This window comes from Oceaniradius stylonematis, from assembly GCF_965223445.1.
In the GTDB taxonomy this organism is placed as follows: Bacteria; Pseudomonadota; Alphaproteobacteria; order Rhizobiales; family Rhizobiaceae; genus Roseitalea; species Roseitalea stylonematis.
Map to the genome: position 1 here is coordinate 1219712 of NZ_OZ244994.1, position 12939 is coordinate 1232650.

Genomic DNA, 12939 nt, shown 5'->3' on the forward strand with positions numbered 1-12939 from the left:
TGCCTCCCGTTGGGGGGAGGTGTCCCGCCGCCGCGCATACCGGAACCCTTGCATTCCTTCAAGTCTGATGGTCTCTTACCGTGCAAGTTTTGCAGGTTTGGGACGAACGGTGCATGAACATGTCGGGAAAAGTGGCACAGAACTGACACAGCAGGTTGCATGGATGTTCCATCATCCGACCGGGTGAACCTGCCAAGGCCACCGGTCAACCCTTCGGCCAGCACTGCGCGGTGATTCGGCCCAGATCGGCGCGCTTCTCGACCTCGCGCTTGGCCTCTTCCTTGCTCGCCTTCAAACCCCAAGCACGATCGCCGCAATAACTGGTCCAGACCCAGCCGGTCGGCCCGCGGTGCACGCGCCCCATCTTCAGGCGGCACTGCCAGAACAGCCCGTCATCGGGATCGCGGTGCCGGGGGTGCCGATACCAGCCCCGGCGCTCCAATTTTCGGGTGCGCTGCGGCATGGCATCCATCCCCGTTCAACAACGGAACATGAAAGAAACAAAATCGTACTTGGCAATCAAAAAGGGGCCGCAAAGGCTTCGGCATCGAAGCAATCCAAACTACTGCTCCGTCTCGCCTTCCTGCATGAGTTCGCGCACGCTGAAAGACGCTGGCAGCGAGTCGCATTCGGGGAACGGAAACGTCTCGACCAGCTCGACCGCGATGTCAGTCGGACCAACTGGCCGCACTGCATTTGCAAACAAGGGCGTGAACACCGTCCTCAGATGCGGCGGATCACCACGTACGATTGCCACAAACCTGTCATACTGATCGCAACTGTTGAACTCTGCTCGATACCGGAAAGGCATTACGACCCCGACGGTTTGTCCGACAGGAGATACCTCTTTGACGACAGTTGGCCGGGACGCATTACTCAAAATTGCCCTGTAGAACAATGGGCTATCTTCCCTCAAGTCACTGAACACACGAGTGAATATTGATTGATGATCCCACTCAATTCCGGATAGCACCAGATCACCAACCCGATCATCGATAGAATACATTGACATGTTACCAATAAAAACAAGCTCAGCGGCCTTTCGATCTTCGCTATAAATACTTCTACCATTCCAATACATTTGAAAATTGTTGTCGATGAATTCACCGTCAAGCCTGTATCCGGTAAACCCAGCGCCCCCGGTCAGTTTTTCAATGTCCTCTCGACCTTGATCGAGAACGGCCTCGATCTGCTCAAAGTACGTATTTGACTGGGACAACTGAATGAACGCGACCGTCGCGAATATCACGCTGATGAACACAATGAACAGCGACACCATCCAACGGGCGTGATTGTAGAGTTTGCGCGCGGCTGCCAGCTCATCATCCTCGAGTCGCGCCACCCGCTGCTCCATCTCGCGCAGTGAAACGGGCGAAGATTGATCAGAATTGTTGGACATGCGCTCGGCTCGATTGGCTGGGATCAGCTCCAAATAATCAGCAAGCTGTCCGGAAAGGCAACTCCCCCTAACAGCTCCTTGCATGGGCATGGCTGACACGCGTATCGACGAAACCAGTTTGAGACCGACAAAAAAGCCCACGGCGGGATAGCCACGGGGCAAGTTCAGCGTTGATGTCGATGGTTGGTCATGATGGACAAAACATCATGAGCTGGTCAGGTTCTATCAGCCGTCACCGTCACACACTCCCGCCTACGGAAAAAACCGCCAGCCGGCCGACGGCTCGTGGAACCCGGTGCAGACCGGCCCGAACAAACGCTACCGGTCGTACGCATCGGCATCACCGCCTGGGCAGACGGCAAAAAGCCCGGCTGCAGGACAAGCCGGGCTTATGCGATGATGGCGGAAGGCCGCTTACTTGTAGACGACCGGCGGCTCGTAGACCGGCGGCGGCGGCGTGTAGGGCTGGTGCGATTCGCCGAACTTGTAGCGCAGGCCTGCCCGCACTTCGTGGACATTGATCGCGCGGTCGAAGCCCGGGCCGGTGGCGCTGGCATATTCGAACATGCGTCCGCCGGAAATGTGCTTGTAACGATAGCCGAGATCGACCGACAGCCGATGGTTGACCGCATAGGAGGCACCGGCCATCAGCGCGTAGGCAAAGCGCCAGTCGGACGTACCGCTGTGGGTGATCGTGCCCGACTGGTCGAAGCCCGGCCCGATCGTGTTGTTCAGATCGTCCCACTTCATGTAGACGCCGCCGAGACCTGCGCCGACATAGGGGGTGATGCCCTTGTAGGTGCCCAGATCGACATAGGCGTTCGCCAGCAGCGTCCAGGCGTGGTAGCCGGTGGTGTCGGTGGACGAGCAAGCCGCGGGTCCGCCGCCGCCGACGATCGTGCAGGTGCCGGACGAGGTACCGGTGAAATCGGACTTGAAGTTGTAGTCGAGCGTCAGATCGGTGCGCAGATAATGGCTGATCTGGTAGCCGACGCCGCCGCCGACGGACAACGAGCCCTTGAGTTCACCCTCCAGCAGGCCGGGATGACCGGCAACGCCCGCGCCGTAGGTCAGATAGTCCGCGCCGCGAAAGTCGCTCCAAAGATAGCCCACATCGCCACGGATGTACCAGCCTGACACCTTGGCCGGAACGGCTTCGGGGTAATGCACCGGCGTCTCGATGACGACCGGCTCTATGATGTCGGCCGCGTTTGCGGACATGCCAAGCGTGACCACCATGGCGGCCGACGCAGCAAGTTTCATGGCTGCATGGTTCATACTCGTTCCCTCGAACAACCCGGCATGCTCGTCTGCGGGCAAGGTTAAAGCTCTCGGGAAGAATGACCATGAAAGGTTAAAGTGCACTTAACCGTGTCTGTTGACCATGTTTGTTGACCATGAACAGGCGACAACGAGCACTGACAGGCACCTGCGCGCCGGCGGAGCGATGTGCGGAAGGTTTGTTCAGGCGGCCGTCTTCAGATCGGCGATGACGCCGACGATCCCGTCGACAACGCTCTCGACCAGCACCGGATCGTCGCCCTCGGCCATCACGCGGATCAGCGGCTCGGTGCCCGACGGGCGGATGACGAGACGGCCCGTATTGCCGAGCTTTTCGCGGGCATCGTCGACAGCGCTCTTGACCCGCTTGTCTTCCAGCGGCTTGCCGCCGCCGAACCGCACATTCTTGAGTACCTGCGGCACCGGCTCGAACTTGGCGCACACCTCGCTTGCCGGTTTTCCGCTTCCGACGATGCAGCCCATGATCTGCAAGGCGCTGATCAGCCCGTCGCCGGTCGTCGCATAATCGGACAGGATGATGTGTCCCGATTGCTCGCCGCCGACATTGTAGCCATGCGCGCGCATGTGCTCGACCACATAGCGGTCGCCCACCTTGGTGCGCGCCAGTGCCAGCCCCTGCGCATCGAGATAGCGTTCCAGGCCGAGATTGGACATCACCGTCGCGACGATCCCGCCGCCGCGCAGCATCTCGTTGCGCTTCCAGTCATCGGCGATCGTGGCCATCAGCTGGTCGCCATCGACCACCGTGCCCTTTTCGTCGACGATAAGCATGCGGTCAGCATCGCCATCGAACGCGATGCCGAGATCGGCGCGCACTTCCAGCACTTTGGCACGCAGCGAGTTGGGGTTGGTCGAGCCGCAATCGCGGTTGATGTTCATGCCGTCGGGCTTGTCGTGGATGGGCACCACATCGGCGCCCAGTTCCCAAAGCGCGGAGGGTGCGGCCTTGTACGCCGCGCCATTGGCGCAATCGACGACGACGCGCAGCTTGGACAGCGACATGGCGCGCGGGAAGGTCCGCTTGGCGAACTCGATGTAGCGGAACAGATCGCCATCGACGCGCTTGGCCCGGCCGATGTCGGCCGGTTTGGCCATCTTGCCCGACAGATCCTCGTTCATGTGCCGCTCGATCTTCATCTCGATCTCGTCGGACAGCTTGTGCCCGTCCGGCCCGAACAGCTTGATGCCATTGTCCTGGAAGGCGTTGTGCGACGCCGAGATCATCACGCCGATATCGGCGCGCAGCGACCGCGTCAGCATGGCAACGCCCGGCGTCGGCACCGGGCCGAGAAGGAACACGTCCATGCCCGTGGCGGTGAAGCCGGCAACCAGCGCGTTCTCGATCATGTAGCCGGACAGGCGGGTGTCCTTGCCGATCACCACGCGGTGGCGGTGCCGGCCGCGCTGGAAGGCGACGCCGGCGGCCATGCCCACCTTCATCGCGATCTCCGGCGTCATCGGCGACTTGTTGGCGGTGCCGCGAATCCCGTCCGTGCCGAAGTAGCGTCGTGTCATGCCGATATCCCCGAAAATGCCCCTGCCATTGCCCTGCGCGCCATATTACAGCGCCGCGCTGAAACAAAGGAACAAATAGTTTTCAGCCGGTATCGGCGCGTGATCGGACGGCGGACCAGAGGGTCACCGGTCACCAAAGGCCGTCTTGAGCAGGTTGATCTGCGTGTTGACCGGATTGTCGGCGGAGATGTCGTCGAACCGGGCGGCATCGTCGGCGCCAAGGTCGAGATCCATGCGCTGCATGCGCGCCTGCAGGCGCAGCGACCGGTGAACCAGCGCCCGGAACCGTTCGGGCAGATTGTTCCAGTTTTCCAGATCGGCAGCCGGCGAGATCGTGTCGAGGCGGATCTTGCTTTTTTCGCTGTCCACCTGGTCCGATGTCATTTCGCCGTTGGCGAGCGCCCGCTGCAGCAGCAGCCAGGATGCCATCTGCATGAGCCGGGTCGTCAGCCGCATCGACTCGGCCGCATAGAGCGTCGCCGTCGACCGGCCCAGCCGTTTGGCCTCCTTGCGGCCTTCCCCGTCCAGATAGGCCGCCGTTTCCTCGACCAGTTGCATCCCCTCGCCGTAAAGCTCGGTGAAGGACGACGATGCCACCTTGTGGTCGATGAAACGGATGGTGTTTGAGCCGCCTGACATGCCGATCGATCCCTGCTGACGTTCGCAGGCACCTTTTGGCGCGCCGCGCTGCTGAACGCCACGATTGTCCGACTTTTCGCACAGGAGGGCAAGCGCATCCTTAACGGAGGGTTAACGCCCCACGCCGCCGGTCCCATCCCAGATCAGGTCAAAAAAAAGAGCCGTAAAAACGGCTCTCAGGAGTTAAACAGGGAGGCGTCAAACAAAGCAACGAAGTCACTCTGGTTGAATTCGAACAAAATTCGAACCATTCCAGTTAACACCCGTAAAGCTTAACACACGGTTAACGGGTTTGCGAATTGGCCGGCACTGACGCATTATTTTCGAAAAATTGCATCGGCGGCACTGCGCGTGACCGCGCGGGCGTCGATTTCGGCCTCGATCCGCGCGATTTCCTCGCGCAGGCGGTCGATAGTCCGTTCCAACTCGTCGACCGACATCGACGCAATGTCCCGGCCGATCACATGAGCGGCCGTCGAGGCCGTCTGCTTTTCATCGTCCATCATGTCCGCCTCCCAAATCTTCGCCTGTTGCCACTCGCAACCATCTCGTCAACAGACGCCCCAATTCCAGATCTCAGGATAATCAGACATGCCGCAAATGAACGCAATCGCCATCACGGAACCGGGTGGCCCCAAGGTCCTTCAACCCGTCCAGCGACCGATCCCCGAACCCGGACCCGGCGAGGTGCGCATTGCAGTGCGCGCCGCGGGCGTGAACCGTCCGGACATGCTCCAGCGGCAGGGCGCCTACCCGCCGCCCAAGGGCGCAAGCGACCTGCCGGGGCTTGAAGTCTCCGGCACGATCGACGCGCTCGGCGAGGGCGTCTCGCGCTGGTCCGCCGGCAACCAGGTCTGCGCGCTGGTTCCCGGCGGCGGCTATGCGGAATATTGCATCGCCCATGCCAGCAATTGCCTGCCGCTGCCCGCCGGCTTCACCTTCACCGAAGCGGCCGCCGTTCCGGAAACCTTTTTCACCGTCTGGCACAATGTGTTCGAGCGCGGCGGCCTCGGGCGCGGCGAGACAATGCTGGTGCATGGCGGCGCATCGGGGATCGGCACGACCGCGATCCAGCTTGCCGTCGCCTTCGGGGCACGGGTGATCGTCACCGCGGGCACCGACGAAAAATGCAGGGCCTGCGTCGCGCTTGGCGCCTACCGGGCGATCAACTATCGCAGCGAGGATTTCGTCGATGCGGTCAGGAACGCGACCGACGGGCACGGCGCCGACGTCATCCTCGACATGGTCGGCGGCGACTATATCGACCGCAACTATTCGGCCGCAGCCATTGACGGGCGCATCGTCCAGATCGCCTTTCTGAAAGGCCGCAAAGCGGAGGCCGACTTCTCCAAGCTGATGATGAAGCGGCTGACGCATACCGGTTCGACGCTGCGCGCCCGCTCAGTCGAGTTCAAGGCACGGCTGGCCAGCGAACTGGACGAGGCCGTCTGGCCGCTTCTCGAACAGCGCAAGGTCGCGCCGGTCATCGACATGATCTTCCCGCTCGCCGACGCATGGCGCGCCCATGAGCGGATGGATGAAGGCGCCCACACCGGCAAGATCGTGCTCGACGTCGCCTGAGCCTCTGCAAAACAAGGAAGGCCGGGCGCATGGCCCGGTTTTCATTTCTGATACGACGGGCAGCCTTTGATCAGGAGCCTTCGAGCTGGCCGAGGCGCATGAACAGCGTCTCGCCGTTTGAGTCGTCCACGCCGTCATTGTCGGTGACCGCGAAGAAGTCGCCATTGGTGTCCACCGCGAGCCCCTCGACCTTGTCGAGCGCATAGCCGCCGAAGGCCGCCATATCGGGCAGAAGGTCGCGCACCTCTTCCTTGCTGACGACCGGAAGCTCACCGCCAAGTGCGGCCGGCTGCATCTCGGCCAGCGGCACGCGGAAAATCTTCTTCAGCGCGGCCGCAGCGCCGATCTGGTTGTCGCGCTCGATGATGTAGACATGGTCGCCATGGGCGACGATCTCCGACAGGCCGACCCAGCCGGCGCCCTTTTGCTCGAGCGGATAGCGCACCGCGCCCCATTCTTCGGTTCCGGTGTTGTAGGCGACCAGCTTGACGAAACCGTCCTCGTCATCGGCCCATTCGCGCTGGATGGCGACCCACAGCGTATCGCCGACCCTGGTCACGCCTTCGGCGCCGAACCGCTTTTCGACCGCCAGCAGTTCGGGCGGGAAAGCGACGCTTTCCTCGATCTCGCCATCGGCGTTCACATGGTAGAGCCCGTGCGGGACCATCCGGTCGGTGCGGCCTTCGGAGGCCAGCCAGAACCCGCCCTCTCCGTCCGGTGTGATGCCTTCCAGATCGAGAAGCTGGGCATTGGCCCCGCCGCGGGTGACGCGCGTTGCCGCAATGATCCGGGCCGGCGTCTGGTTGGCGTCGATCGTGAAGATCGTCGGCTGCATCGCGTAGAACGAGTCGTTGACAGCGTACAGAATGCCCGGCTGCTCGGGATCGGCGGCAAGGCCGGACAGCGCGCCAAAGCCGACCGGGCGGCCCGCATCGTCCATCATCGAGCGGATCGTCGGATATTGCGCTTCACCCTCGCCCAGCTCGTAGATCGTGACATGGCTGCGCACGCCGCCATCCTCGATCAGGTCCACTTCATTGGCCACCGCCACGAGATTGCGTCCGGGGATGGCCACCGCGCCTTCCGGGCCCAGCGCCGTCGGCAGGATCTGCACCAGTTCCGGCTCGCCCTCGGGATTGTCCCGGTAGACGCCGATCACCGAGCCGCGTTCGCTGAGGAGGAAGATGTGGGTCGCGCCACCGATCTCGGCGACCTCCATGCCCTCGGGCTCGACACCCTTGTTGCCGGAGCGACGCTCGGGATAGTGGCCGATCATCGCCACTTCATATTCAAACGAAAGGCCGCTTTCGTAGAGCGCGTCGCCGTCCTTGGAGAAGATGGTGAAGCCGCGCGATCCGCCTTCATAATCGCCCTCGTTCGCCGTGACGATCCGGTTCTCGTCCAGCCATTTCACCGCATCGGGCTCGCGGACGACGCCTTGGAGCGTGCCGTCGAAGGTCAGCGCGCGCTCTTCGTCGATATCGACATTGTCGAGATCGACGGCGCCCGCGGAAAAGTGCGAGACGATCTCTCCGGTCTCGCCGTTGAAGATGGCGATATGGTTGTTTTCCTGCAGCGTGACGACGACTTCATTGGCCGTGTTGATGTCGACGAACTCGGGCTCCGGATCATCGCCCGCCACCTTGGCCAGGCCGGTCAGGTCGGCAACGACCCGGCTGTCGCAATCGATCGCACCGCCATCGAGCGCGAAGGTCACGGCAAAGCCGGCCGGCATCTGCGGAATGACGCCGTCATTGAGATCCTCGTCGCGCTCGTTCTCGATGGCGATCGCCACCAGCGAACCATCGGGCGACACGGCAACCGAATCGGGTTGACCGCCCAGATCGCAGCCATGGGCGACTTCGCCCGAAGAAAGATCGACCGAAACGATCGTGCCGGACGGCTCGGTGTAGCTTTCCGACGTGTTCAGCCCGACAATGGCGTGGCCGGCCCGCACGGCGACGGCGGTCGGCTCGCCGTCGAGCGCGACAAAGCCGGCGGCGGCCGGATTGGCCGGATCGGAAATGTCGATCATGCCGATGCCGCCCAGCGGGCTGTCCGAATAGACCAGCATCATGCCGTCCCCGGTCGCGTCGATGATCTCGGCGGAGCTTTCGCTCTCCTGCCCCATCGCGTCGGGAATGTTCGTGTTGACCGGAAAGGAAGCGACACGGTTGAAGGCGTCGGCATGGGCGTGTGCCGCAAGGGCGGCGGACAGGGCGACAGCGGCGGCGGACGACAACAGGATTGTGCGCATGGTGGAAGCTCCCTCGGGTCAGCGATGGAGCCGTCTTTTCCCGGACCGGTGACAGTCGCGTGACGCTTTGATGAAACAAAGATGACTGTTCACAGCCATGCGCGGCATTGCACTCGGGCGCCGCGCGGCGTATATCGGCAAAATCTTCCGGACATTGGTGGCTCAGCCCACGCCCGCGACACCGGCGCGGACGAACGGGAAAGCTTTATTCGCACGAAAGGTTCACGCAGATGGCAAACCAGCTTCTCATGCCCAAGGCGACCGCCGTTTGGCTGGTCGACAATACCGGCCTCACCTTCGACCAGATCGCCAAATTCTGCGCGCTGCATCCGCTCGAGGTCAAGGCGATCGCCGACGAGGAAGCGGCGCAGGGCATCAAGGGGCTCGACCCGGTGACCACCGGCCAGCTTTCGCGCGAAGAGATCGAAAAGGGCGAAGCCGACCCCAACCATGTGCTCAAACTGTCCGATCCCAAGGTTCGCGTGCCGCAGGCCAAGCGCAAGGGCCCGCGCTATACGCCGGTCTCCAAGCGTCAGGACCGGCCCAACGCAATCCTGTGGCTGGTGCGCTACCATCCCGAGCTGAAGGACGCGCAGATCTCGCGTCTCGTCGGCACCACCAAGAACACGATCGAACAGGTGCGCAACCGCACTCACTGGAACTCGGCCAATCTGCAGCCGGTCGATCCGGTGGCGCTCGGCCTGTGCTCGCAGATCGATTTGGACATGGAAGTGCAGAAAGCCGCCAAGAACCGCCCGGCCGAGCCCGAGACCGAGGCCGGCGACACGCTGCTGCCCGCCGCGCAGACCGAATCCATGCCGGTCTTCGAGGGCGGCGACACCCACACGCCCGCACCTGCGAGCGAAGAAGACGAGATTGACGCCGATGCCGTCTTCGCCAAGCTCAACGCGCTGAAGAAAGACGACGACACCAAGGCGGAATAACGCCCTGCCCCGGTCGTATCCGGCGCCGGGTCAGCCGGCGCAGCCTTGCGCAGCCGGAACGGCTTGCCCGTGGTCGTAGCCGACCAGACCGGCCAGCTCTTGGATGATCTCATCGTTGCCCGACGGATGAGCCAGAAGCCGGCGCGGATCGACCGGGCCGGGCAGCCTCAGGCGCCCGGCAGGCACCTGCCGGAAACCGAGCGGCGCGTAATAGGGCGCATCGCCCACCAGCAGCACGTAAGCGCTGCCCGGCGTCGCCGACGCGGCATCCACCGCGCGCCGCACCAGCGCGCGCCCGAAACCCTGGTTCTTGTAGTCGGGCGCCACCGCCAGCGGCCCCAGCAGATGGCCGCGATGGCCGCTTTCCGCCGTGACGACCGGTGTCAGCCGCACAGAGCCGAGCAGACCGCCGCCCGGCGACAGGGCGACGAAGGAAAGCGCGGGATCGTGCGGTCCCTGCTCGCGCAGCCGGAATGCCGCGCGGGTGAAGCGGCCGGGCCCGAACGCCTCGGCATGCAGGGCTTCGATCGCGTCGGCGCACTCCGCCCGTTCGGGCGCAATAAGATGGTCGGTCATGGGAAAAGGGTCCGGATACGGAAAAACGACGTCAGCAAGGGGCCGGAAAACCGGCAAAATTCATCGTCGTGGTCGTCGCATCGGGATCGTCAACATGATCGGATCGGGCTAGCACCGTGCACGCGGTCCGTAAAGCGAAAATGTCGGCGGGAACCGGATCGGTTGACGGTGCGTTCGCCATAGGGGCGGTGACCCTGGGCGCACTTTGTCCTATCTCCGGCCTGAGACGGCATACGGGACAGCAACGGAGGAAACGGCGATGGGCCTGTTGATCGACGGCGAATGGCACGACCAGTGGTACGACACCAAAAAGACGAAGGGCCGTTTCGTCCGCAAGGATTCGTCTTTCCGAAACTGGGTGACGCCGGACGGTACGGCGGGGCCGGGCGGCGACGACGGCTTTGCGGCGGAGGCCGGCCGCTATCACCTCTATGTGTCGCTGGCCTGCCCCTGGGCGCACCGCACGCTGATCTTTCGCAAGCTCAAAAAGCTCGAAGACATGATCGATGTGTCCGTCGTCCACCACTTCATGGGCGATCAGGGCTGGACCTTCGAAACCGATGATGCGGCCACCGGGGACAGGCTGTTCGGCGCAGACCGTCTGCACCAGATCTACACCCGCGCCAAATCGGACTATACCGGCCGGGTCACGGTCCCGGTGCTGTGGGACAAAAAGACCGGAACCATCGTCTCCAATGAATCCTCCGAAATCATCCGAATGTTCAATTCGGCGTTCGACGGACTGACCGGCGACACGCAGGATTTCTATCCCGAGGCGCTGCGCGCTGAGATCGATGCCGTCAACGAGCGCGTCTACGACACGGTCAACAACGGCGTCTACAAGTCCGGCTTCGCCACCACCCAGGAGGCCTACGAGGAAGCGGTGACGCCGCTGTTCGAGACGCTGGATTGGCTGGAAGAGCGCCTGTCGCGGCAGCGCTATCTGGTCGGCGACCGGATCACCGAGGCGGACTGGCGGCTTTTCACGACGCTCGTGCGTTTCGACCCGGTCTATGTCGGCCACTTCAAATGCAACATCCGCCGCATCGCGGACTATCCGAACCTTTCGGCCTATACGCGCGAACTCTACCAGATGCCCGGTGTCGCCGGGACGGTGAACATGCACCACATCAAGGCGCACTATTACGGCAGCCACGAAACGATCAATCCGACGCGCATCATCCCCGCCGGGCCTGATATCGATTTTTCGGAACCGCACGGCCGCGACCGTCTGGACGCAAAAGCGGCCTGACGCGCGTCACCAGCGTGCGGCCGGGGGATGCCCCGTCCGCCATTCCTCGATGCGCCGCCGGGTCGCCGGCGTCGTGCCTTCGGGCAGACCGTCGAGCGCAAAGAAGTCGGCGGCGGCGATCTCCCGGTCCGGCCGCTTGGGCGCGCGCCGTGTGATGGTCCGGCACACATAGACCGCCACATGGTCGCGCCGCGACGCGCCGTTGTTGTGGAACAGGCCGTGCAGCACCATCTCGCCATCGACCACCACATTGCCCTCCTCGCGCACCTCGCGGATCACGCAGTCGAGCGCGGTCTCGCCCGGCTCCACGCCGCCGCCCGGCAGGTGCCAGCCGGGCACATAGGTGTGCCGGACCAGAAGCACGCGCTCGTCGGCATCGATCACCATGGCGCGGGCGCCCAGCGTGACCGGCCGGGTCAGGATGAAGAACAGGTGAAAAAGGCGCGTACGGAACGACATGGGCGGCTCGACGGCTCGATATGGGGCCGAATCGCCCGCCGGCCCGCACGCCGATCATGCCGGTTTTGACTTCCCGGAAAAACCCCTTACCAAGCCGCGATGACTTTCTCGCTCGCCCATTTGTCGGACATCCATCTGGGGCCGTTGCCAGCGGTCTCTGCGCGCGAACTGATGTCCAAGCGGCTCACCGGCTATATCAACTGGCATCGCGGCCGCGCCGGTGCGCTGGCGGAATCCACGCTCGAGCGGGTGACGCGCGCCGCCGCCGAGAGCGGCGCCGACCATATTGCCGTCACCGGCGATCTGACCAACCTGGCGCTCGAGGCCGAATTGCGCGCCTCGGCGCTGTGGCTGGAAGAACTGGGCGTGCCCGACAGGGTCAGCATCGTGCCGGGCAATCATGACGCCTATGTGCGCGGCGCGCTCGACCGTGCCTTTCACGCCTGGGCGCCCTGGATGACCGGCGACGATGGGCGCGCGCCCGCCTCGAACGACGACTTCCCCTTCGTCCGGGTGCGCGGCCCGGTCGCCATCATCGGCGCATCGAGCGCCGTGGCGACACCCGCCTTCGTCGCCGCAGGCCGGTTCGAGGGCGCACAGGCGCGCAATCTGCGCAAAGCGCTCGAACATGCGGGCAATGCCGGTCTGTTCCGCATCGTCCTCATCCACCATCCGCCGGTGCGCGGCGCGACGATCCCGCGAAAGCGGCTCTACGGCATCTCGCTCTTCCAGAACGTGATTGCCCAAGCCGGCGCGGAGCTCGTTCTGCACGGCCACACCCACCTCGCCCAGCGTCACCAGATCGCCGGACCCGGTGGTGGGCGCGTGCCGGTGATCGGCGTGCCGGCGGCCGGCCAGTCCCCCGGCGCCAGGCGGCCGCCCGGCGCCTACAATCTGTTTTCGATCGACGGCGACCCGAAACGCTGGACCTGCACGCTGCAGGAATGGTCGGCGACGACCGGCACGGGTCCGCTGGAACTCACCGACAAGCGGGACCTGCATCCCGGCGACTGAA

13 protein-coding genes are annotated in these 12939 nt (G+C 63.6%); 4 read left to right on the plus strand and 9 right to left on the minus strand.

Going from position 1 to position 12939, the window contains the following annotated elements; genetic code table 11:
- Positions 1 to 205 precede the first annotated feature (205 nt).
- The 6 genes from ACOQOU_RS06030 to ACOQOU_RS06055 all read right to left on the minus strand — a co-directional run bounded on the left by ACOQOU_RS06030 (position 206) and on the right by ACOQOU_RS06055 (position 5361).
- Positions 206 to 463, minus strand: coding sequence for a hypothetical protein (locus ACOQOU_RS06030; RefSeq protein ID WP_147393343.1), 258 nt, complete (start codon positions 461 to 463; stop codon positions 206 to 208).
- Positions 464 to 562: 99 nt separating this feature from the next.
- Positions 563 to 1540, minus strand: coding sequence for a hypothetical protein (locus ACOQOU_RS06035; protein ID WP_306025090.1), 978 nt, complete (start codon positions 1538 to 1540; stop codon positions 563 to 565).
- A 273-nt stretch (positions 1541 to 1813) separates the two neighbouring features.
- Positions 1814 to 2662: an outer membrane protein gene (locus ACOQOU_RS06040; RefSeq protein ID WP_245412939.1), complete on the minus strand. Its 849-nt coding sequence runs from the start codon at positions 2660 to 2662 to the stop codon at positions 1814 to 1816.
- Between the two features lie 201 nt (positions 2663 to 2863).
- The gene (gene glmM, locus ACOQOU_RS06045) at positions 2864 to 4216 is read right to left on the minus strand and encodes a phosphoglucosamine mutase (protein WP_109767533.1); all 1353 of its coding nucleotides are present in this window, start codon (positions 4214 to 4216) and stop codon (positions 2864 to 2866) included.
- A 123-nt stretch (positions 4217 to 4339) separates the two neighbouring features.
- Complete coding sequence (locus tag ACOQOU_RS06050; RefSeq protein WP_109767534.1) at positions 4340 to 4855, minus strand: DUF1465 family protein; 516 nt, start codon at positions 4853 to 4855, stop codon at positions 4340 to 4342.
- 317 nt (positions 4856 to 5172) lie between these two features.
- Positions 5173 to 5361, minus strand: a complete 189-nt coding sequence (locus ACOQOU_RS06055; protein WP_109767535.1) for a DUF1192 domain-containing protein — start codon at positions 5359 to 5361, stop codon at positions 5173 to 5175.
- Positions 5362 to 5455: 94 nt separating this feature from the next.
- Between ACOQOU_RS06055 and ACOQOU_RS06060 the strand changes: the two genes are divergently transcribed.
- Complete coding sequence (locus ACOQOU_RS06060) at positions 5456 to 6436, plus strand: NAD(P)H-quinone oxidoreductase (protein ID WP_306025179.1); 981 nt, start codon at positions 5456 to 5458, stop codon at positions 6434 to 6436.
- Positions 6437 to 6506: 70 nt separating this feature from the next.
- Here the strand turns inward: ACOQOU_RS06060 and ACOQOU_RS06065 are convergent, their stop codons facing one another.
- On the minus strand, positions 6507 to 8693 hold the full coding sequence (locus ACOQOU_RS06065; RefSeq protein ID WP_306025089.1) for an esterase-like activity of phytase family protein: 2187 nt from the start codon (positions 8691 to 8693) through the stop codon (positions 6507 to 6509).
- 230 nt (positions 8694 to 8923) lie between these two features.
- Here ACOQOU_RS06065 and ACOQOU_RS06070 point away from each other — a divergent pair, with 230 nt between their 5' ends.
- A complete protein-coding gene (locus ACOQOU_RS06070; RefSeq protein WP_306025088.1) occupies positions 8924 to 9637 on the plus strand; it encodes a DUF1013 domain-containing protein in 714 nt (237 codons plus the stop codon).
- 30 nt (positions 9638 to 9667) lie between these two features.
- Here ACOQOU_RS06070 and ACOQOU_RS06075 read toward each other — a convergent pair whose 3' ends face one another.
- Positions 9668 to 10213 (minus strand): GNAT family N-acetyltransferase, encoded by a 546-nt coding sequence (locus ACOQOU_RS06075; RefSeq protein WP_306025087.1) that lies wholly within the window; start codon positions 10211 to 10213, stop codon positions 9668 to 9670.
- Between the two features lie 259 nt (positions 10214 to 10472).
- On the opposite strand from ACOQOU_RS06075, the gene ACOQOU_RS06080 reads away from it, so the two are divergent.
- A complete protein-coding gene (locus ACOQOU_RS06080) occupies positions 10473 to 11465 on the plus strand; it encodes a glutathione S-transferase family protein (RefSeq protein WP_306025086.1) in 993 nt (330 codons plus the stop codon).
- 6 nt (positions 11466 to 11471) lie between these two features.
- On the opposite strand, the gene ACOQOU_RS06085 is transcribed toward ACOQOU_RS06080, so the two are convergent.
- Positions 11472 to 11924 (minus strand): NUDIX domain-containing protein, encoded by a 453-nt coding sequence (locus ACOQOU_RS06085; RefSeq protein ID WP_109767541.1) that lies wholly within the window; start codon positions 11922 to 11924, stop codon positions 11472 to 11474.
- A 99-nt stretch (positions 11925 to 12023) separates the two neighbouring features.
- Between ACOQOU_RS06085 and ACOQOU_RS06090 the strand changes: the two genes are divergently transcribed.
- Positions 12024 to 12938: a metallophosphoesterase family protein gene (locus ACOQOU_RS06090; protein WP_306025085.1), complete on the plus strand. Its 915-nt coding sequence runs from the start codon at positions 12024 to 12026 to the stop codon at positions 12936 to 12938.
- The last annotated feature ends 1 nt before the right edge of the window (position 12939 follow it).

Coding starts and splice junctions, on each gene's coding strand:
- ACOQOU_RS06075 (WP_306025087.1), bottom strand. CDS start 10,213: ATGACCGACCATCTTATTGCGCCCGAACGGGCGGAGTGCGCCGACGCG.
- ACOQOU_RS06040 (WP_245412939.1), bottom strand. CDS start 2,662: ATGAAACTTGCTGCGTCGGCCGCCATGGTGGTCACGCTTGGCATGTCC.
- ACOQOU_RS06085 (WP_109767541.1), bottom strand. CDS start 11,924: ATGTCGTTCCGTACGCGCCTTTTTCACCTGTTCTTCATCCTGACCCGG.
- ACOQOU_RS06065 (WP_306025089.1), bottom strand. CDS start 8,693: ATGCGCACAATCCTGTTGTCGTCCGCCGCCGCTGTCGCCCTGTCCGCC.
- ACOQOU_RS06055 (WP_109767535.1), bottom strand. CDS start 5,361: ATGATGGACGATGAAAAGCAGACGGCCTCGACGGCCGCTCATGTGATC.
- glmM (WP_109767533.1), bottom strand. CDS start 4,216: ATGACACGACGCTACTTCGGCACGGACGGGATTCGCGGCACCGCCAAC.
- ACOQOU_RS06030 (WP_147393343.1), bottom strand. CDS start 463: ATGCCGCAGCGCACCCGAAAATTGGAGCGCCGGGGCTGGTATCGGCAC.
- ACOQOU_RS06070 (WP_306025088.1), top strand. CDS start 8,924: ATGGCAAACCAGCTTCTCATGCCCAAGGCGACCGCCGTTTGGCTGGTC.
- ACOQOU_RS06050 (WP_109767534.1), bottom strand. CDS start 4,855: ATGTCAGGCGGCTCAAACACCATCCGTTTCATCGACCACAAGGTGGCA.
- ACOQOU_RS06060 (WP_306025179.1), top strand. CDS start 5,456: ATGAACGCAATCGCCATCACGGAACCGGGTGGCCCCAAGGTCCTTCAA.
- ACOQOU_RS06080 (WP_306025086.1), top strand. CDS start 10,473: ATGGGCCTGTTGATCGACGGCGAATGGCACGACCAGTGGTACGACACC.
- ACOQOU_RS06090 (WP_306025085.1), top strand. CDS start 12,024: ATGACTTTCTCGCTCGCCCATTTGTCGGACATCCATCTGGGGCCGTTG.